Source organism: Polymorphospora sp. NPDC051019 (assembly GCF_040683055.1).
Lineage (GTDB): Bacteria > Actinomycetota > Actinomycetes > Mycobacteriales > Micromonosporaceae > Polymorphospora > Polymorphospora lycopeni.
Genome location: NZ_JBFBCH010000001.1, coordinates 700847 through 720104, shown reverse-complemented (window position 1 = coordinate 720104; position 19258 = coordinate 700847). Strand labels below are relative to the sequence as shown.

At 71.7% G+C, this 19258-nt stretch carries 15 protein-coding genes; 10 read left to right on the top strand and 5 right to left on the bottom strand.

The features are described 5' to 3' along the window. Positions 1–18: 18 nt before the first annotated feature. Positions 19–966: a helix-turn-helix domain-containing protein gene (locus AB0M79_RS03180; RefSeq protein ID WP_364207284.1), complete on the bottom strand. Its 948-nt coding sequence runs from the start codon at positions 964–966 to the stop codon at positions 19–21. Positions 967–1036: 70 nt separating this feature from the next. Here AB0M79_RS03180 and AB0M79_RS03175 point away from each other — a divergent pair, with 70 nt between their 5' ends. Then, positions 1037–1981, top strand: a complete 945-nt coding sequence (locus AB0M79_RS03175) for a saccharopine dehydrogenase (protein WP_364207282.1) — start codon at positions 1037–1039, stop codon at positions 1979–1981. Positions 1982–2025: 44 nt separating this feature from the next. Here the strand turns inward: AB0M79_RS03175 and AB0M79_RS03170 are convergent, their stop codons facing one another. Next, complete coding sequence (locus AB0M79_RS03170) at positions 2026–2796, bottom strand: cutinase family protein (RefSeq protein WP_364207280.1); 771 nt, start codon at positions 2794–2796, stop codon at positions 2026–2028. A 371-nt stretch (positions 2797–3167) separates the two neighbouring features. After that, a complete protein-coding gene (mltG, locus tag AB0M79_RS03165) occupies positions 3168–4313 on the bottom strand; it encodes an endolytic transglycosylase MltG (protein WP_364207278.1) in 1146 nt (381 codons plus the stop codon). A 163-nt stretch (positions 4314–4476) separates the two neighbouring features. Between mltG and AB0M79_RS03160 the strand changes: the two genes are divergently transcribed. After that, entirely contained in the window at positions 4477–5097 is a 621-nt protein-coding gene (locus AB0M79_RS03160) for a M23 family metallopeptidase (RefSeq protein WP_364207276.1), read from the top strand. Between the two features lie 40 nt (positions 5098–5137). On the opposite strand, the gene AB0M79_RS03155 is transcribed toward AB0M79_RS03160, so the two are convergent. Continuing rightward, positions 5138–5809 (bottom strand): NADPH-dependent F420 reductase, encoded by a 672-nt coding sequence (locus tag AB0M79_RS03155; RefSeq protein WP_364207274.1) that lies wholly within the window; start codon positions 5807–5809, stop codon positions 5138–5140. A gap of 343 nt (positions 5810–6152) precedes the next feature. Here AB0M79_RS03155 and araB point away from each other — a divergent pair, with 343 nt between their 5' ends. From araB to AB0M79_RS03115, 8 genes are all read left to right on the top strand, one after another. Continuing rightward, entirely contained in the window at positions 6153–7835 is a 1683-nt protein-coding gene (araB, locus tag AB0M79_RS03150) for a ribulokinase (protein ID WP_364207272.1), read from the top strand. Next, complete coding sequence (locus AB0M79_RS03145; RefSeq protein WP_364207270.1) at positions 7832–8524, top strand: L-ribulose-5-phosphate 4-epimerase; 693 nt, start codon at positions 7832–7834, stop codon at positions 8522–8524. The genes araB and AB0M79_RS03145 overlap by 4 nt, the downstream gene beginning before the upstream one ends. A 135-nt stretch (positions 8525–8659) precedes the next feature. Then, complete coding sequence (locus tag AB0M79_RS03140; RefSeq protein ID WP_364207268.1) at positions 8660–9661, top strand: ABC transporter substrate-binding protein; 1002 nt, start codon at positions 8660–8662, stop codon at positions 9659–9661. 113 nt (positions 9662–9774) lie between these two features. Next, positions 9775–11316, top strand: a complete 1542-nt coding sequence (locus tag AB0M79_RS03135; protein WP_364207266.1) for a sugar ABC transporter ATP-binding protein — start codon at positions 9775–9777, stop codon at positions 11314–11316. Then, on the top strand, positions 11313–12380 hold the full coding sequence (locus tag AB0M79_RS03130) for an ABC transporter permease (protein ID WP_364207264.1): 1068 nt from the start codon (positions 11313–11315) through the stop codon (positions 12378–12380). Before AB0M79_RS03135 ends, AB0M79_RS03130 begins: the two co-directional genes overlap by 4 nt. After that, positions 12377–13366 carry a galactofuranose ABC transporter, permease protein YjfF gene (gene yjfF, locus AB0M79_RS03125; protein WP_357536936.1) on the top strand — a complete coding sequence of 330 codons (990 nt, stop codon included), beginning with the start codon at positions 12377–12379 and terminating at the stop codon, positions 13364–13366. The genes AB0M79_RS03130 and yjfF overlap by 4 nt, the downstream gene beginning before the upstream one ends. A 26-nt stretch (positions 13367–13392) precedes the next feature. Continuing rightward, complete coding sequence (araA, locus tag AB0M79_RS03120; protein WP_364207262.1) at positions 13393–14895, top strand: L-arabinose isomerase; 1503 nt, start codon at positions 13393–13395, stop codon at positions 14893–14895. 280 nt (positions 14896–15175) lie between these two features. Next, positions 15176–16162 (top strand): LacI family DNA-binding transcriptional regulator, encoded by a 987-nt coding sequence (locus AB0M79_RS03115; protein WP_364207260.1) that lies wholly within the window; start codon positions 15176–15178, stop codon positions 16160–16162. 35 nt (positions 16163–16197) lie between these two features. Here the strand turns inward: AB0M79_RS03115 and AB0M79_RS03110 are convergent, their stop codons facing one another. Beyond that, positions 16198–19134 (bottom strand): AAA family ATPase, encoded by a 2937-nt coding sequence (locus AB0M79_RS03110; protein WP_364207258.1) that lies wholly within the window; start codon positions 19132–19134, stop codon positions 16198–16200. Positions 19135–19258 lie beyond the last annotated feature (124 nt).

The window sequence follows — 19258 nt, the reverse complement described above, 5'->3', positions numbered from 1 at the left end:
GTGTCTCGCCCGATCCGGTCAGTCGGTGCGCGCGCGGGTGAAGGTCTGGCGGTAGGCGGCCGGCGGTACGCCGAGCTGATCGCTGAAGTGGCGGCGCAGCGTGGTGGCGGTGCCCATCCCGGTGCGGGCGGCGATCTGCTCGACGCTGAGGTCGGAGGTTTCCAGCAGTTCCTGGGCGCGGCGGATCCGTTGTGTGTGCAGCCAGCGCAGCGGGCTCGTCCCGGTGACGGCGGTGAAGTGCCGGGTCAGGTTGCGGGGGCTCATCCCGGCCTGCCGGGCGAGTTCGCGTACGGTCGTCGGCCGGTCCAGGCGGGCCAGGGCCCAGGTCATCAGGTCGGCGAGGACGTGGTCGCGGCCGTGGGCGACCGCCGCAGGAATGTACTGCGCCTGTCCGCCGGGCCGGTGCGGGGGCACGACCAGGGTGCGGGCCAGGGCGTTGGCGACCGCCGTGCCGTGGTCGCGCCGGACCAGGTGCAGGCACAGGTCCATGCCGGCGGCCTTGCCCGCCGAGGTGAGCACGTCGCCGTCGTCGATGTAGAGGACGTCCGGATCGACCCGTACGACCGGGTACCGGTCGCGCATCAGGGTGGTGTGGGCCCAGTGGGTGGTCGCCGGCCGGCCGTCGAGCAGGCCCGCCTCGGCGAGGACGAAGGCGCCGGTGCACAGCGACGCGATCCGCGCGCCGGCCTCGTGCGCGGCGCGGACGGCGGCGACGAGGGTCGGCGGCGGCGGTTCGGCGGCGTCGCGGCACGACGGGACGATCACGGTGTCGGCCTCGACCAGGGCGTCCAGGCCGCGCCGGATGCCTGCGTTCAGCCAGCCGCCGACCCGGGCGCCGTCGTCGCCGCAGATCAGGAGGTCGTACCAGGGGTCGGCGAGCCCACGGTCGATGCCGAAGACCTCGCAGGCCGCGGCGAGTTCGAACAGCGGTGTTCCGTCGGTAACGGCCAGTGCCACCCGGTGCATGTCCGAAACTGTACGGGGCGTGGCGTTACGGACACTCGTACCCGGGCTTGGTCGACGCGAGGCTCGGTGGGTGAGCAGACACATCGCGGTGCCGGGCGCTACCGGCCGTACCGGGCGGTTCGTTCTCGCCGAGCTTCGCCGGCGGGGACTGACGCCGATTCCCTGTGACCGAACCACAGATCTCGACGTGGCGCTGCGACGCGCCGACGCGGTGATCAACTGTGCCGGGCCGTTCGCGGCCACCGCCGAACCCGTCATCGCGGCCGCGGTCCGGGCCGGCATCCCGTACCTCGACGTCACCGCCGAGATCGAGGTCGTCACCGACACGTTCGCCCGCCACGCCGGGGCCGCCGTCCCGATCGTGCCCGCGGTCGCGTTCTACGGCGGTCTCGGCGACCTCCTGGCCACCGCCGCGCTCGGCGACGCCCGCGCCGCCGAGGAGATCGTCGTCGCGTACGCGTTGAGCAGTTGGCGCCCCACCGCCGGAACGCGGGCGACCGGGGTGGTGTCGGCGCAGCGCCGTGGTGGCCGCCGCGTCGTGTACGAGGGCGGCCGGCTGGACTACCGCGACGGCGCCGCGCCCCGGACCACGTACGAGTTCACGACCGGGGTACGGCCGGTGGTCGGCGAGTTCACGATGGCCGACAGCGCCACGATCCCCACCCACGTCGACGTGGCGCGCATCGAGACGTACATGACGTCGAACGCGGTCGACGACCTGCGTGCCGACGACCCGTCGGGGCCGGTGGCCGTCGACGCGAGTGGCCGGTCGGCGCAGACGTTCCACGTCGAGGTCGTCGCGCGTACCGGTAGGGTGGCGCGGCGGGCGACCGCGGTGGGCCGTGACATCTACGCGGTGACCGCGCCACTGGTGGTCGAGGCGGCCGTACGGATCCTGGCGGGGGAGGGTGCCGCGCCCGGGGTGGCGTCGGCCGGTGCGCGGTTCGACCCGGACGACTTCCTCGGCTCGCTCGATTCGCACGCCCTGACTTTCGGACCGGCGGAGACGGTCTGACGGCCCTCAGGTCCGGATCTGTTCGACGAGCGCGAGGAGTGTGCTCAGAGCTTGGAGAGGACGAAGCTCTGCGCCGCGGTCTGGACGGCCGACGTCTGGTACCTGGTGCCGTGGACGTCGTTGGGGTCGCTGATGTTCTGGCACCACCTGTCGCCGGCGTAGCAGTAGGAGCGGAGGCGGCTGTTGAACTCGCTCAGCACACCCACGGCTCGCGGCCAGGTGCCGTTTCTCGTGCCGGTGCCGGCGTTGAAGGGCTCGCCCGCGCGGTAGGTGGGGTCGCCGAAGAAGACGACCGCCGCGATGCGGTTCCGGTACGTCGCGGCGATCCGGTTGCCCGAGTCGCTGGCGAGCGCGTCACCGATGACGTGCGCGCCCTGCGAGTATCCGACCAGGACGAACCGGGTGCTCGACGAGCAGGTGGTGCCCAGCGAGGTGACCAGGTTCTTCAGGTTCGTCGTGCCCTGCCCCTGGCTGATCGGGTAGATCGGTGCGATGGCCTTCGCCGGATACTTCAGTCCGGTGCGGCGCGCCGTCAGCGAGGTCCCGGTGACCACGCTGGAGGTCAGGTTGAGCCGGCTGCCGAAGCCGCCGGTGGCGTAGTCGTACGACCCTCCGCCGGAGCCCGCGGCCTCGTCGGTGCCCCGGACGCCGATGACGATGACCCGGGGGCAGGTCGCCGACGAACTGACCGCCTGGGCCGGCACCGCGACGGCGGTGCCGGCTGCCACGCTGGCCAGCGCCATCCCGGCCGCGGTCGCGACCCGGCGCAGCCCGGTGGTGGACGGTCGGCGGCCCGCTTGACGTGATTGCCGCATCGGCAGCCTCCTATGGGCGGAGTGGGGCCGCCAGGATGACACGGCAATTCAGGTGTCGCCAGACTTGACTTCCGGTCGATGAAAGGGTGCCGGCACAGTGGACTCGTCAGCCGCCCGACCGGGCGGCCGGTCCGGCGTGACGGTGCGGGGCCGGCCCGGCTCGCACCGGGACTCGTTCCGGTGTCAGCGCCCGCGTCGCCGGCCCTGGTGGAACCGGTGGTCGCGGTGGATCAGCGCGACGATGCTGGCGCGGTCGTCGGGGCGACCCTCCTCGCCACCCGGTGGTCCCAGCGCCAACTTCTACCACACGCGTCGGCGACCGGCGCCGGGACGACCCTCCACAAGGGATCACATCGGGTTGCCGGACCGGGTCACAGGACGCCGTTCTCGCGGGCGATGGCCTCGTTCTTCAGATGGTCGGAGTAGTTGTCGGCGAAGGCCGAGCGGCCGCTCTTGTCGATCGCGACGAAGAAGGTCCAGTCGCCCGGTGGCGGGTCCATCGCGCCTTCCAGTGCCAGCTTGCCCGGGTTGTTGATCGGGGTCGGGACCAGGCCGCGCAGCTTGCGGCTGTACGGGTTGTCGACGCCGAGCAGTTCGTCCTGGGTCATCTCGGCGGAGGTCTTGGTCGGCTTGCCGGTGACCTCCAGCCAGTAGTTGACCGTGACGTCCATCTCCAGGCAGCCGCAGGGAAAGTCGCCGTAGGCCCGGTTGTAGGCGACCCGGGCGACCTTGCCGAGGTCCTCGGTGGTGCCCGCCTCGGCCTGGGCGAGCGAGGCGACGATCAGTGCCTCGTACGGGGAGATGCCGCCGCGTTCGGCCTCGACCCGTTCGGCGAACCGCATCTCGCCGGTGACGGTGAGGAAGTTCTGCACCATCATCTTCAGGATGCCCTCGGCGGTCACGTCCTCGCCGAGTTCGTAGGTGTCCGGGTAGAGGAAGCCCTCCACCGAGCGGGTCACCTTCTTGCCGTCGTTGCGGGTGAACCACGAGTCCGGTACGCCCAGGGCGACCGGGTCCTCCGCCGCCTTCCGGAAGTCCTCCACCGGCAGTCCGGTTTCCTTGGCGAGCAGGTCCAGGGTCTGTTTGGTACTGCGGCCGTCGGGGACGGTCACCCCGTTGAGGATCTTGTTGTCGAGGTCCAGCAGCATCGCCAGCGCCGCCTCGGCCCTCATCTCCCTGCGCAGCGTGTAGCGGCCGGGCTGGATGCCCTGGCTGCGTGGGTCGTCGCGGGCGGCTTTCACGAACGCCTTGGCGCTCTTGACCACGCCGGCGTCGACCAGGGTGCCGGCGATCTGGGCGGCGCTCTCGCCGGCACGTACCTCGACGGTCACCTCGCCGGTGCCGTCGCCGCTGTGGTCCGGGGCGGCGAAGAACATGTTGAAGCCGAACCAGCCGACCCCGCCGACGAGGACCACGGCGACCACCAGAGCGACGATCATCTTGCCCGGACCGCCGGGACGGCGATGCCGGCCCTTCCCGGTCCGTTCGTCGTACGCGAGGTCCAGTTCATCGATCATGTACGTCCGCCTCCGCTTCGCGGTGAACCAGCGCGGCAGGGTATCCCCGGCCGGTGAACGCCCGATGGCGCCCACCCCGGACATTCCGCCGAGACAGCGTACGAGAGGAAAATACCGCCCCATCCACCACCGCACCTTGCCGGTGTCTGCCATGCTCGGAGCGGTGACGACCGGTCGCCCAGGCAGATCCCGCCCCCGTCGGGGCCGCCTTCTTCTCCTACTTCTCGCGCTCGGCGCGCTCGGCGCCGTCCTCGCCGTCGCCGTCGCCGTGCCGCTGCTACGGCCGGGGCCGCGACCGCACTTCCAGCTTCCGGTGGCGTGTGGAGAGCTGTGGCAGCTCGGTACCTACCCCGGCCACGACGACTACGACGTCGACCTGTTCCCCATGGAGGGGGAGGCGTGGGGGCGACCGGTGCTCGCGTCGTACGCCGGCCGGGTCACCGCGGCGGGCGTCAACGGGACGCTGGGCGGCCGTACGCCGCAGGATCCGCAGGGGCCGCGGGGCCGTGGCGGCGGTTACTGGGTGAAGATCGACCACGGTGGCCGGTGGGAGACGCAGTATCTCCACCTGCTCGAACCGCCGCTGGTCGAGGTCGGTCAGCGGGTCGCCCGGGGTGAGCAGATCGGGCTGGTCGGCAGCACCGGCAACTCGGGCGCGCCGCACCTGCACTACGAGCAGCGCCGGGGCTGGCAGAAGGTCGAGACGTACTTCGACGGGGCGCCGTCCGGCATCACCCACGACGACAGCGAATACACGGTCACCCGGACGAGCAACAACTGCTGACGGCGGCGGCCGCCCGGGTTTGGGCGGCCGCCGCCGCGGGTCAGGCCCGGGTGGCCGCCGCCACCGCGTCGCGGATCGTCCGGGCGTCGGCGGGGGTGCCCGACGGGTCGTCGAAGGCGCCGTACGGGGTGACGTAGACCGGGGTGTCCCGCTGGGTGCGCCAGTTCTCGGCGAGCGGCCCGATGTCGACGGTGTCGAAGCCGATGCTGTCGAGGAACTCGGCAACCGCCCGCTTCGCGGCCGGGTCGTCACCGGCGACTGGCAGCGCCGTGCGGTCGGCCGCGCCCGCCGGGCGGGCCAGCGACGCCAGGTGCGCGAAGAAGATGTTGTTGAAGCCCTTGACCACCAGGGCGTCGGTGAGGTGCCGCGCAAGCAGTTCGCCGGTGGTGGTGGAGCCGTCCTCGAGTTCGGCGATCCGGCCGTCCCGCTCGGGGTAGTAGTTGTTGGTGTCGACGACCACCTTGCCGGCCAGCGGTCCGGCCGGGACGTCCCGGTATGCCTTCAGGGGCACGGTGACGACCACGATGTCGCCGGCCTCGGCCGCCTCGGCAGGAGTGCCGGCACGGGCCTTCGGGCCGAGTTCGTCGACGAGTTCCGCGAGCGTTTCGGGGCCGCGCGAGTTGCTGAGCACCACGTCGTGGCCGGCGGCGACCGCCAGCCGGGCGAGCGTGCCGCCGATGTGTCCACTGCCGATGAGTCCGATTGTCGTCATGCCCGTGCGAACCCCGCCGTCGGGCGCTGGGATTCCGGGGCGGCATCGGCTGTGACCGATGGCACAGGGGGTCGGCTGTCGCCGTATCCGGGCGTTGCCCGGGTCTGTGATCGCTAACATAGCGGCTACCAGGCGGTCGGGCAAGCCCTCGGATTCGTCCGTCGGCGGTCGCGTGGCTGGGCTCCCATTTCCTACCGGCCAGTTGGCAGCCGTTTGGTCTCGGTGTCCGACGCGGTGGCGCAAGCATCTTCCGGTCTCCGTTACGGAGATGTTGCCGGAAGGTGTCTTGACCCCATCGTTGTGAGCGCTAACACTGAGCTTCGTCTACGGGTTGGAGATGGACATGAGCGATGTGGACGCGCCGGGCGACCGGTATGTCGTCGGTGTCGACTACGGCACCCTGTCGGGACGCGCGCTGGTGGTCCGGGTCGGCGACGGCGCCGAGATGGGCACCGCCGTTTACGAGTACCCCCGAGGCGTCATGGAGGCCGCCCTTCCGGACGGCGGACGGCCCCTGCCACCGGACTGGGCACTACAGGACCCGGCGGACTACGTCGGCGTACTGCGGCACGCCGTACCCGCGGCCCTGGCCGACGCCGGGGTGGATCCGTCCCGTGTGATCGGCATCGGCACCGACTTCACCGCCTGCACGGTGCTGCCGACGCTCGCCGACGGCACCCCGCTGTGCGAGGTCCCCGAGCTGCGCGACCGCCCGCACTCCTGGGTCAAGCTCTGGAAGCACCACGCCGCCCAACCGCACGCCGACCGGATCAACGCGCTGGCCCACGAGCGGGGCGAGCCCTGGATCAACCGGTACGGCGGCAAGATCTCGGCCGAGTGGCAGTTCGCCAAGGGACTCCAGATCCTCGACGAGGACCCGGAGGTCTACCGGCGCGCCGAGCGCTTCGTCGAGGCCGCCGACTGGATCATCTGGCAGCTCTGCGGCACCGAGACCCGCAACATCTGCACCGCCGGCTACAAGGGCATCCGGCAGGACGGCCGGTACCCGTCGGCCGAATACCTGGCGGCGCTCGACCCCGGCTTCGTCGACTTCGTGGGCAAGCTGGACGGCCCGCTGATGGCGATGGGCGAGCGGGCCGGCTCGCTCACCGCGCGGGCCGCGGCGTGGACCGGGCTGCCGGAGGGGATCGCGGTCGCCGTCGGCAACGTCGACGCCCACGTCACCGCGGCCTCCGCCCAGGCCCTGGAGCCGGGACACCTGGTCGCCATCATGGGCACCTCGACCTGTCACGTCGTCAACGGCACCGGCCTCGGCGAGGTCCCCGGCATGTGCGGCGTGGTCGAGGGCGGGCTGAGCCCCGGCATGTGGGGCTACGAGGCCGGGCAGAGCGGTGTCGGGGACATCTTCGGCTGGTTCGTCGAGCACGCCGCCCCCGCCGGGGTGGCCTCGCACGAGCGGCTGTCGGAACTCGCGGCGGCCCAGCCGGTCGGGGCCCACGGCCTGGTCGCCCTCGACTGGTGGAACGGCAACCGTTCCCTGCTGGTCAACCACGACCTCAGCGGCCTCATCGTCGGGATGACGCTGGCCACCCGCCCACAGGACGTCTACCGGGCGCTGCTGGAGTCGACGGCGTACGGGACCCGCATGATCATCGAAGCGTTCGCCGACGCCGGAGTGCCGGTACGGGAACTGGTGATGGCCGGCGGCCTGACCGCCAACCCGCTGCTGATGCAGATCTACGCCGACGTCACCGACCGGCCGCTGAGCATCATCGGCTCGGCCCAGGGCCCCGCGCTCGGCTCGGCGATCCACGCCGCGGTGGCCGCCGGCGCCTACCCGGACGTCTACGCGGCGTCGAAGGCGATGGGCCGGGTGCACCGCAACGTCTACCGGCCGCAGGCCGACCACGTGCGGGCGTACGACGCCCTCTACGCCGAGTACCGGCTGCTGCACGACCACTTCGGTCGCGGTGCCAACGACGTCATGTCCCGGCTGAGGGCGATCCGTAACGCCGCCGCCGACGGGGCGGCACCGGCCACGACCCCCCAGGAGGTGGCGGTATGAGCGTCCAGTCAGGACAGCAGATCGCGCGGCTGCGGGAGACGGTCGCCAGGCTGCACGCCGAGCTCACCCGGTACGGGCTGGTCGCCTGGACCGCCGGCAACGTCTCCGCCCGGGTACCGGGCCGGGACCTCATAATCATCAAACCGAGCGGCGTCGACTACGACGACCTCTCCGCCGACAACATGGTCGTCTGCGACCTCGACGGCGCCGTCGTCGAAGGCGACCACTCCCCGTCCAGCGACACCGCCGCCCACGCCTACGTCTACCGGGCCATGCCGGAGGTCGGCGGGGTCGTCCACACCCACAGCACGTACGCCACCGCGTGGGCCGCCCGTGGCGAGGCGATTCCCTGTCACCTGACCGCGCAGGCCGACGAGTTCGGCGGGGAGATACCGATCGGGCCGTTCGCGCTGATCGGCGGCGACGACATCGGCAAGGGCATCGTCTCGACCCTCACCGGACACCGTTCGCCGGCCGTGCTCATGCGCAACCACGGCGTCTTCACCATCGGCCGGGACGCCCGCGCGGCCGTCAAGGCCGCGGTGATGTGCGAGGACGTCGCCCGTACGGCGCACCTGGCCCGCGCGCTCGGGCAGCCGGTGCCGATCGATCCGGCCGACGTCGACGCCCTCTACGACCGCTACCAGAACGTCTACGGCCAACGCCCGGTGTCGCCGACGAACACCTAGCCGGGCGACACCCACGGCTCGGCCGGCGCACCGTCTCGCGGTGCGGCCGCGACCACACCTGAACCGCACCAGCCCGTGCATCCCCCCGGGTCCACGCACGGACAGGTGTATCCACCACCCCCGGAAGGAGATCCGATGAGAGGCACGAAGAGGTTCCGACTGGCCCGCCCCGTCGCCGCGGCGCTCGGCGCCGTACTGCTCGTCGGCGGCCTGGCCGCCTGCGGCAACAGCGACACCGGCGGCGACGCCGCCGACGACGGCAAGATCACCCTGGGCTTCTCCCAGGTCGGCGCGGAGAGCGGCTGGCGTACGGCGAACACCACCTCGGTCAAGGAGGCGGCCGCCGCCGCGGGCATCGAGCTGAAGTTCGACGACGCCCAGCAGAAGCAGGAGAACCAGATCAAGGCCATCCGCAACTTCATCCAGCAGAAGGTCGACGTGATCGCCTTCTCGCCGGTGGTGGAGTCCGGCTGGGACACCGTGCTCAAGGAGGCGAAGGACGCCGACATCCCGGTCATCCTGACCGACCGCGCCGTCGACTCGGCCGACAAGACGCTGTACAAGACCTTCCTCGGTTCGGACTTCGTCAAGGAAGGCCGGCTTTCCGGCGAGTGGCTGATCGAGGACAAGAAGGACGCGACCGGCGACGTCAACATCGTCGAGTTGCAGGGCACGACCGGGTCGGCGCCGGCCAACGACCGCAAGAAGGGTTTCGCCGAGGCGATCGCGGCCGACCCCAAGCTGAAGATCGTCGCGTCGCAGTCGGGTGACTTCACCCGGGCCGGCGGCAAGCAGGTCATGGAGCAGTTCCTCAAGGCCAACCCGAAGATCGACGTGCTGTTCGCGCACAACGACGACATGGGCCTGGGTGCGCTGGAGGCGATCACCGCCGCCGGCAAGGTGCCCGGCAAGGACATCACCATCATCACCATCGACGCCGTACGCGACGGCATGCAGGCCCTGGCGGACGGCAAGTTCAACTTCATCGCCGAGTGCAGCCCGCTGCTCGGCCCACAGCTGATGGACCTGGCCAAGAAGGTCCACGCCGGTGAGACGGTGCCGCCCCGGATCGAGACCGAGGAGACCACCTTCACCCAGGAGCAGGCCAAGGAAGCCCTGCCCAACCGCAAGTACTGACCGGGGTCCGGGACCGCCGCCCGCTTCGGCGGCGGTCCCGGGCGCCGCCCGGCCCCGACCGGCCGGGCGTACGGCCCCTCCGCACCGGCACAACCAGAAGAGGATCTGATGGGATGACGGATAGCCGTCCGGTCCTGACGATGACCGGGATCAGCAAGACCTTCCCCGGGGTACGCGCACTCCAAGACGTCGACTTCCGGCTCTTCCCGGGCGAGGTACACGCCCTGATGGGCGAGAACGGCGCCGGCAAGTCGACCCTGATCAAGGTGTTGACCGGCGTCTACGGCATCGACGAGGGCACCATCACCCTCGACGGGGAGCAGGTGGCCTTCAGCGGTCCGATGCGGGCGACCGCGGCCGGGGTCAGCACCGTCTACCAGGAGGTCAACCTCTGCACCAACCTGTCGGTCGCGGAGAACATCTTCATCGGCCGGGAACCCCGCCGCTTCGGCGCCGTCCGCTGGGGTGAGGTCCGCCGTCGCGCCCGGGCCCTGCTCGCCCGCCTGGAGATCGACATCGACGTCACCGCGCCGCTGGGGACGTACTCGCTGGCCGTGCAGCAGATGGTCGCGATCGCCCGGGCGATCGACGTACAGGCGCGGGTGCTGATCCTGGACGAGCCGACGTCCAGCCTGGACGCCGGCGAGGTCGCGCAACTGTTCCGCATCATGCGCCAGTTGCGGGACGAGGGCATCGCCCTGCTGTTCGTGACCCACTTCCTCGACCAGGTCTACGGCATCGCCGACCGCATCACCGTGCTGCGCAACGGTCGGCTCGTCGGCGAGTACCCGACCGCGGAACTGCCGCAGCTCACCCTGGTCGAGAAGATGATCGGCAAGGAGCTCGACGTCCTCGAACGGCTGGAGGAACAGCCGCGCCCCGACGTGGCCGCGCTGGAGAGCGGGACCCCGTTCGTGGAGGTGGCCGACCTCGGCCGCAAGGGCGCGGTCGAGCCGTTCAGCCTCACCATCCACGCCGGCGAGGTGGTCGGCCTGGCCGGCCTGCTCGGCTCCGGTCGCACCGAGGCGGCGCGGCTGCTGTTCGGCGCCGACCGCGCCGACCACGGCCACGCCTCCGTCAGCGGCCGGCGGGCGGCGCTGCGCAACCCCGTCCAGGCCATCGGCCACGGCATCGGATTCTGCTCGGAGAACCGCCGCGCGGAGGGCATCATCGCCGACCTGTCGGTCCGCGAGAACATGATCCTCGCGATGCAGGCCGCGCGCGGCTGGCTCCGGCCGATCCCGCGCCGCCGCCAGGACGAGCTGGTCGACAAGTACGTCCGGGCGTTGAGCATCCGGCCGGCCGATCCGGACATGCCGGTACGCAACCTGTCGGGCGGCAACCAGCAGAAGGTGCTTTTGGCCCGGTGGCTGATCACCGAGCCCCGGCTGCTGATCCTCGACGAACCCACCCGGGGCATCGACATCGGTGCGAAGGCCGAGATCCAGAAGCTGGTGGTGCAGCTCTCCGACGGCGGCATGGCCGTGCTGTTCATCTCCGCCGAACTGGAGGAGGTGCTGCGGCTGAGCCACAAGGTCGTGGTCATGCGCGACCGGGAGATGGTCGCCCAGCTCACCAACGACGACACCGTCGACGCCGACCGCGTCATGCAGACCATCGCCAGCGGATCCGAGCGGGAGGAGGCGACCCGATGAACGACGTACGCAGCCGCTACCGGGCGCTGATCGGTCACCGGCTCTTCTGGCCGGCCGCCGTACTCGTGCTCATGCTGGCCGCCAACACGATCTACCGTCCCGGGTTCCTCGCGATCGAGGTCAAGGACGGCCACCTCTACGGGACCCCGATCGACATCCTGCGGTTGAGCGCGCCCCTGATCCTCGTCGCGCTGGGCATGACCCTGGTCATCTCGACCGGCGGCATCGACCTGTCCGTCGGTTCGCTCTGTGCCATCAGCGGCGCCGTCGCCTGCGTCTACATCAGCGGCCAGCCCGACCAGAACAGTCTCGCCACCGTCCTGACCGCGCTGGCCCTGGCGTTCGGGGTCGCGCTGGCGCTCGGTGCGTGGAACGGAGTCCTGGTCGCCGTCATCGGCATCCAACCGATCATCGCCACCCTGATCCTGATGGTGGCCGGCCGGGGCCTCGCGCAGCTGATCACCGAGGGCCAGATCGTCACGGTCAACTCCGGGCCCTACCGGGCGATCGGGCTCGGTCACCTCCTCACCCTGCCGCTGGCGATCTTCATCGCGCTGGCGGCGGCCCTGCTGGTGGCGGTGATCACCCGCCGTACCGCACTGGGCATGATCATCGAGTCGGTCGGCGGCAACGCCGAGGCCAGCCGCCTCGCCGGCATCCGCTCCGGCCGGATCATCTTCCTGGTGTACGTGATCAGCGCCGGCTGCGCGGCGGTGGCCGGGTTCATGATGACGGCCAACGTCTCCAGCGCCGACGGCAACGCCGCCGGCCTCTGGGTCGAACTCGACGCGATCCTGGCCGTCGTCATCGGCGGCACCGCGCTGGCCGGCGGCCGGTTCTTCCTCAGCGGGACGATCCTCGGCGCGCTGATCATCCAGACCCTGACCACGTCGGTGTACGCCATGAACATCTCGCCGCAGACCGCCCTGCTGTTCAAGGCGGTCGTCGTCATCGCCGTCTGCCTCGTCCAGGCCCCGGCGTTCCGCGCGAAGTTCACCCGCCGTCGCAACACCCCGCCCCGGCCGACGGCCCCGCAGCGGCAGAAGGAGCAGGTGCCGGCATGACCAGTTCGACCCTGACCACCGGCCGCCCACGGCCCCGGCTGCCCCGCCGGCACATCCCGGTCCTGGCCACCCTGGCCCTGCTCCTGGTCATGTACGGCATCGGCGTGTCCCAGTACCGGGCCTTCTCCAACGTCCAGGTCGTCTTCAACATCTTCATCGACAACGGGTTCCTGCTCGTCGTCGCGGTCGGGATGACCTTCGTGATCCTCACCGGCGGCATCGACCTGTCGGTCGGCTCGGTCGTGGCGATGACGGCGATGGTCTCGGCGTGGCTGCTCGAGGGTGGCCTGCCCGCGCTGCCGGTGCTGCTGATCGCGCTCCTCATCGGACCGACGCTGGGCTTCCTGATGGGCTGCGCCATCCACTACTTCGAGATCCAGCCGTTCATCGTCACCCTCGCCGGGATGTTCTTCGCCCGGGGCATGTGCACCTTCATCAGCGACCGGTCGATCCCGATCACCGACGGCTTCTGGACCACGATGTCCCAGCAGCGCATCGGCGATCCGCGTGGCAACTTCGTGTCGATCAGCGTGCTCATCGCGTTCGTCGTCGTGCTCGTCGCGGCCTGGGTCCTGGCCTACACCCGCTTCGGCCGCAACGTCCACGCGATCGGCGGTAACCCGCAGTCGGCCCTGCTGATGGGGCTGCCGGTCGGCCGTACCCGGATCGCCGTCTACACCATCAGCGGCCTGTGCTCGGCGATCGGCGGCATCCTGCTGTCGTTCTACACCCTGTCGGGCGCGCCGCTGATCGCCGTCGGCATGGAGCTCGACGTGATCGCGGCGGTCGTCATCGGCGGCACCGTCCTGACCGGTGGGTCGGGTTACGTCTTCGGCACCGTGCTCGGGGTGCTGGTCCTGGGCGTGATCCAGACCCTGATCACCTTCGACGGCAGCCTCAACTCCTGGTGGACCAAGATCGTGATCGGCGGTCTGCTCTTCGCCTTCATCCTCCTGCAACGCCTCATCGGCATCCGCTTCAAATGATCGCCCCACTCGCGGAAGGCAACCCCATGGCACCCCACCCTGAACCCGAGGTTTGGTTTCTCACCGGCAGCCAGGCCATGTACGGCGAGGACACCCTGCGCCAGGTCGCCGACCAGTCCCGGCAGATCGCCGCACTGCTCGACGACTCGGCGGACATCCCCGCCCGCGTGGTCTGGAAGCCGGTCCTGACGACCAGCGCCGACATCCTGCGGGTCTGCCGGGACGCCGCCGTACAGGGGGCGGTCGGGGTCATCGCCTGGATGCACACCTTCTCGCCGGCCAAGATGTGGATCGGCGGCCTCGACGCGTTGCAGACACCACTGCTGCACCTGCACACCCAGGCCAACGTCCTGCTGCCGTGGGACGAGATCGACATGGACTTCATGAACCTGAACCAGGCCGCCCACGGCGACCGCGAGTTCGGATTCATCCAGACCCGACTCGGCGTCGCCCGCAAGACCGTCGCCGGACACGTCACCGACCCGCGCGTCGCCACCCGCGTCGGTGCCTGGACGCGGGCGGCACTCGGCTGGTCGGCGATGCGCAGCCTGCGGCTGGCCCGGTTCGGCGACAACATGCGCGACGTCGCCGTGACCGAGGGCGACAAGGTCGAGGCCGAACTGCGCTTCGGTGTCTCCGTCAACACGTACGGCGTCAACGACCTGGTCCAGGTCGTCGGCGAGGTCACCGAGGCGCAGGTCGACGACCTCGTCAAGGAGTACGACGACACCTACCGCGTGGTCGCCGCGCTGCGCCCCGGCGGCGACCGCCACGACTCCCTGCGCTACGCCGCCCGGCTCGAGATCGGCCTGCGGACCTTCCTCGACGCCGGCGGGTTCAAAGCGTTCACCACCAACTTCGAAGACCTCGGCGGACTGCGCCAACTGCCCGGCATCGCCGTGCAACGGCTGATGGCCGACGGCTACGGCTTCGGCGGCGAGGGGGACTGGAAGACCTCCGTCCTGGTCCACACCCTCAAGGCGATGTCAGCCGGCGTCCAGGGCGGCACCTCGTTCATGGAGGACTACACCTACGACCTCACCCCCGGCGAAGAGTTGATCCTCGGCGCCCACATGCTCGAGGTGTGCCCCACCATCGCGGCGGGCGTACCGGACGTGGAGATCCACCCGCTCAGCATCGGCGGCCGGGAGGACCCGGTCCGGCTCGTCTTCGACGCGGCACCCGGCCCGGCGGTGGTGCTCGGCCTGGCCGACATGGGGGAGCGGTTCCGACTGGTGGCCAACGAGGTCGACGTCGTCGCGCCGCCACAGCCGCTGCGCCGCCTGCCGGTGGCCCGCGCCGTCTGGCGGCCCCGCCCGCACCTGCCCGGCTCGGCCGAGGCGTGGATCACCGCCGGCGCCCCGCACCACACCGTGCTGTCCCAGGCGGTGGGGGTCGAAGAACTGACGGACCTCGCCGAGATGAGCCGCACCGAACTGGTCGTCATCGACGCGAACACCGACCCCCGCCGGTTCGCCGACGAGATCCGCTGGAACCAGGCCTACTACCGGCTCGCCCGGGGCTTCTGACCGGGCTGTGACGGAGGTGTCCTCGTCCATGCCCGAGGCGCCTCCGTCGCGTCTCCGGGCCCGGCCGTCCCGGGCCCGGACGCGCCGAACGGACGACGTGCTTTCCGTTGCGGCGGAGGCGGTTGCCGTAGACTACGGTGATCGCTATCCACCCGGACGATGAGCGCTGAAGTGGACACCGCGAGAGGGGTTTCGTTTCTCGGGTCGCTCCGGACATCGTGGACGGAGCCACGACGACCGACGGGCAGGCGGGGAGTGGATGGCCGTGCGTGATCCTGCGATGACGGACGTGGCTCGCCTCGCCGGAGTCTCCCACCAGACGGTGTCCCGGGTGCTCAACGGCCACCCCAACGTCCGCGAGCAGACCCGGCTGCGCGTCCAGGCCGCGATCGCCGAGATCGGCTACCGGCCCAACCCGGCGGCCCGCGCGCTCGTCACCGGCCGCTCCCAGGTGATCGGCGTGGTCGCCCAGAACACCACCCTCTACGGCCCGGCCTCGCTGCTCGCCGCACTCGAACAGGAGGCCGCCGAGGCCGGCTTCGCCGTCAGCGTGGGCAGCGTACGCAATCTCGACCACCGGTCGATCTCCGCCGTGGTCGAGCGGCACCTCGCCCACCGGGTCGCCGGCATCGTCCTGATCGCCCCGGTGGAGTCGGCCGGTGAGGCACTCGAACGGCTGCCCAAGGACATTCCGCTGGTCACCATCGACGGGGACCCCAACCGGCCGGTGCCGCTGGTGACGGTCGACCAGGTGGCCGGTGCCCGGCAGGCCACCCGGCACCTGCTCGACGCCGGGCACCGCACCGTCTGGCACGTGTCCGGGCCGTCCGACTGGTTCGACAGCGTCGGGCGCATCGAGGGCTGGCGGGATGCCCTGCACGCCGCCGGGGCCGAGGTGCCACCGCTGATCGCGGCGGACTGGTCCGCGGCGGCCGGTTACCGGTGCGGGCAGATGCTGGCGCGGATGCCGGAGGTCACCGCGGTCTTCACCGCCAACGACCACCTGGCCCTCGGCGTACTGCGGGCGCTGCACGAGCACGGCCGCCGCGTGCCGCACGAGATCAGCGTGGTCGGCTTCGACGACGTGCCGGAGGCCGCATACTTCATCCCACCGCTGACCACCGTCCGGCCGGACTTCGGCGCGGTGGCCCGGGCGAGCATCGGGTTGCTGCTGACCCAGATCGAGTCCGACAACGGTGGGGCGCTGCGCCAGACCATCGCGCCGACCCTGGTCGCCCGCGACAGCGTCGCCCCGCCACCCGGCTGAGCCGCCGCCCGCCGGATCGCTTCCCGCCGTCGGCGCTACCCGGCTGGCTCTCCATGGCCGGGCGCGGGCATGGCGGCGGCATAGTCGCAGAGCGCGGACCGGTGCGGATGATCCAACTTGCGCAGCAGGCTCGCGACGTGCTTCTCGACGGTGCGGTGCGACAGGTAGAGGCGGCGGGCGATCTCCTTGTTGCCGTGCCGTTCGGCGAGCAGGAGCAGCACCTCGTGCTCCCGTACGGTCACCCCCCGCTCCCGTAACCGGGGCGGCAGCAGGTCGTGCCCGGTACGGCGCTGCGGGGCCCGCTGCCCGGCCCGGCGGATCAGGGTCCGGCAGGCGGCGGCGACCCAGGGCGTACCGATGGTCTGAAAATGGAGTTCGGCCTCCCGCAGCCACCTGGCCGGGTCACCCCAGCCGTGCTCCAGCGCGGCCTCCGCCACCAGCCGCAGGCCCAGGCGGTGCGCGGTCGGGAAGACCGCCGCCGCCTCGCGCGCCCTGGCCAGCGCCGTCGCGGCGGGGCTGGCCGCACCCGTGGCACCGAGCAGCACCGCGTCCGCGAAGTGGACGAACTGCCGGTTCCAGCGCAGCGCGGCGGCCGGGTGCGCGGCGACCTCCTCGTACTCGCGCCGGCCGGCGCCGCCCGCCAGCACGTCCAGCAGCAGCGCCAGCCCGTATCTGCCGTACTGGTAGTAGATGGTGTCGCGTCGTTCGTCGAAGGCCCGCGCCGCGTCCAGTTCGGAGCGTGCCGCCGGCCGGTCCTCCTCAAGCAGGGCGCAGAAGGCGCGGGAGAGCCCGTGCACGATCGGCATGTGGTAGGAGTCCAGGCCGCCGCGGCGGGCGAACTCGGCCAGCGCCGCCTCCATGCCGGCCCGGTCGGCGCGGTGCGCGTGGGCGGCCGCCTGGACCGCGAGCGCGTACCGCAGGTCGCCGGCCTTGCCGAAGCGGACCATCGCCGCCGCGCATTCGCCCGCGCCCCGCAGCGCCTCGTCGTACCGGCCGTAGAAGACGTCGTGCATGGCCAGGCTGGCGTCGGCCTCGTAGCCGGTGTGTACCGCGCCCATCGCCCAGGCGGCCCCGCGGGCCTGCCGGAGCTGCTCGCTGTGGCCGGTCTGGATCATGCGGTTGGAGGCGAGCCGGATCGACGCCCTGATCCGCCACAGCGGCAGCCGGTGTTCCTCGGCCACCCGCAGGACCTCCAGCAGGTGCCGGTCCGCCTCGGCGAACCCCCGGCGCCGGGCCATCAGCGCCAGTAGCTGCCGGGCCCGGCAGACGACCTCGGGCAGGGGGACCCGCTCGGCCTCGGTCGCCGCCCGCAACGCGACCCGTTCGGCCTCGTCGGCACGCCCCTCCTGGAGGCTGAGCACGTGGGCGTGCACCACGTCGACGGCGGCGAGCTGTGCGGCACCGGCGTCCGGCCCGAGCAGCATGCGGGCCGCCGCGATACGGCTCTCCGCGTCGGCGGTGCGGCCACCGTGGAAAGCCATCCACCCCAGCCGGGAGTGCAGCGCGATCGCCTCGGCGGTGGTCAGGTCGGGCAGGGCCAGGACCGCGTTGACCAGCCCCTGTGCGCGGTCGAATTCACCGATCTCCTCCAGGGCGGTGAGCAGGCGTTCCAGCACCGCGACCGAGCCCGGCCGGTCGCCGCAGCTGCGCAACAGGTGGTGCGCGCGTTCGAGCAGCGTCGCCGCCGAGTTCGCCGCGCCCTGGGCGAGCGCCCGGTCGCCGGCCTGGGCCAGCAGGTGCGCCGCACCGGCGCTGTCCCCGGCGGCGAGCCGCAATTCGGCGGCCAGCGGGCACAGCTCACCCGGCAGGTCCGGATAGCGGGCCGCCAGCGCGCGGGCGGCGGTGGCGGCGAGCCGGGACCGTTCGCGGTGCGGCAGTTCGCCGAGCAGCGCGGTGGCGATCAGGGCGTGCCGGAAGGCGTACCAGTCGGGGTCGGTCGGGTCGGGGCGCAGCAGGTGCGCGGCGGTCGCGGTGCGCAGCAGTTCGTCGGTCGCCTCGGCGGTCTGTTCCAGCATCGAGTGCAGTACGGGGAGCGGGAACCGGGCACCGATTACCGCGGCGGCCTCGAGCAGGCGGCGCCCCGGTGGCCCGAGCCGGTCGGCGCGGTCGGCGACGGCGCGTACGACCGTCACCGGCACCGGGCCGGCCAGGTCGTCATCGCTGTGCCAGCGGGCGTCGTGCTGGCGCAGGGCGCCGCTGGCCATCATGCCGGCGAGCAGCTCCTCGACGACGAACGGCACCCCGTCGGAGTTGCGGGCCAGCCGGTCCGCCAGCCGTTCGGGCAGGTCGGCGGGATCGGTGCGCAGGCACTGTGCCGCCAGCTGGGTCACCTGCGCGGGCGTCAGCGCGGACAGTGCCAGCAGCGGCACGTCGTGGTCGCGCCGGAGCCGGTACGCCAGGTCGAGCGCCGGTGACGGCCCGGTGCGCAGTGAGGCGAGCACGAGTACGGGCAGCCCGGCCAGGTTGGCGGTGAGGTAGCCGAGCACCTCGAGGGTTTCCGGGTCGGCGTCGTGCAGGTCTTCGAGCACCAGCAGCAGCGGCTGCTCACGGCCCAGCACCGCCAGCAGCCGCAGCACCCCCTCGGCCAGCACCAGCGTGGACTCGCCCGCGCCGGATCCGGCCGCGCCGTCGGCCCGCCACTCGGGAAAGAGCCGCGACAGCGCCGGCCGGAACGGTTCGAGTTCCGGGCCGGTGGGCGTCGGGCCGACCCGCAGGCGGGTGTTGAGTGCCTCGACCAGTGGCCGGAACGGCATCGACGTGCCGGCCACGGTGGCCCGGCCCGACAGGACCGTCATCCCGGTCACGGCCCGGCCGGCGTCCCGGATGAGCCGGGACTTGCCGATCCCGGCCTCTCCGGTGACGAACAGCGCCCGGCCGTGACCGAGGCGGACCTGTCCGGCCGCCTCGGCGATCGTGGTGAGCTCGGCATCCCGTCCGATCAGGACGGGCGAGGTCAGTGGAGTCGGGTTCACGTCACTTCCGCGTGGTGCCGGATCGAACCCCGTCAGCTTCCCCCGTTGCCGCAACCCCCGCAGCCGTGCGGGTGGTATCCGACGGCCGTGACGACCGCCGTGTCCGGGTTGGACGATGCGCTGC

What these genes read in the sequence shown, in the direction of transcription:
- AB0M79_RS03180 (WP_364207284.1), bottom strand. Translation starts at nt 966, where the DNA reads ATGCACCGGGTGGCACTGGCCGTTACCGACGGAACACCGCTGTTCGAA.
- AB0M79_RS03170 (WP_364207280.1), bottom strand. Translation starts at nt 2,796, where the DNA reads ATGCGGCAATCACGTCAAGCGGGCCGCCGACCGTCCACCACCGGGCTG.
- mltG (WP_364207278.1), bottom strand. Translation starts at nt 4,313, where the DNA reads ATGATCGATGAACTGGACCTCGCGTACGACGAACGGACCGGGAAGGGC.
- AB0M79_RS03155 (WP_364207274.1), bottom strand. Translation starts at nt 5,809, where the DNA reads ATGACGACAATCGGACTCATCGGCAGTGGACACATCGGCGGCACGCTC.
- araB (WP_364207272.1), top strand. Translation starts at nt 6,153, where the DNA reads ATGAGCGATGTGGACGCGCCGGGCGACCGGTATGTCGTCGGTGTCGAC.
- AB0M79_RS03145 (WP_364207270.1), top strand. Translation starts at nt 7,832, where the DNA reads ATGAGCGTCCAGTCAGGACAGCAGATCGCGCGGCTGCGGGAGACGGTC.
- AB0M79_RS03140 (WP_364207268.1), top strand. Translation starts at nt 8,660, where the DNA reads ATGAGAGGCACGAAGAGGTTCCGACTGGCCCGCCCCGTCGCCGCGGCG.
- AB0M79_RS03135 (WP_364207266.1), top strand. Translation starts at nt 9,775, where the DNA reads ATGACGGATAGCCGTCCGGTCCTGACGATGACCGGGATCAGCAAGACC.
- AB0M79_RS03130 (WP_364207264.1), top strand. Translation starts at nt 11,313, where the DNA reads ATGAACGACGTACGCAGCCGCTACCGGGCGCTGATCGGTCACCGGCTC.
- yjfF (WP_357536936.1), top strand. Translation starts at nt 12,377, where the DNA reads ATGACCAGTTCGACCCTGACCACCGGCCGCCCACGGCCCCGGCTGCCC.
- araA (WP_364207262.1), top strand. Translation starts at nt 13,393, where the DNA reads ATGGCACCCCACCCTGAACCCGAGGTTTGGTTTCTCACCGGCAGCCAG.
- AB0M79_RS03115 (WP_364207260.1), top strand. Translation starts at nt 15,176, where the DNA reads ATGACGGACGTGGCTCGCCTCGCCGGAGTCTCCCACCAGACGGTGTCC.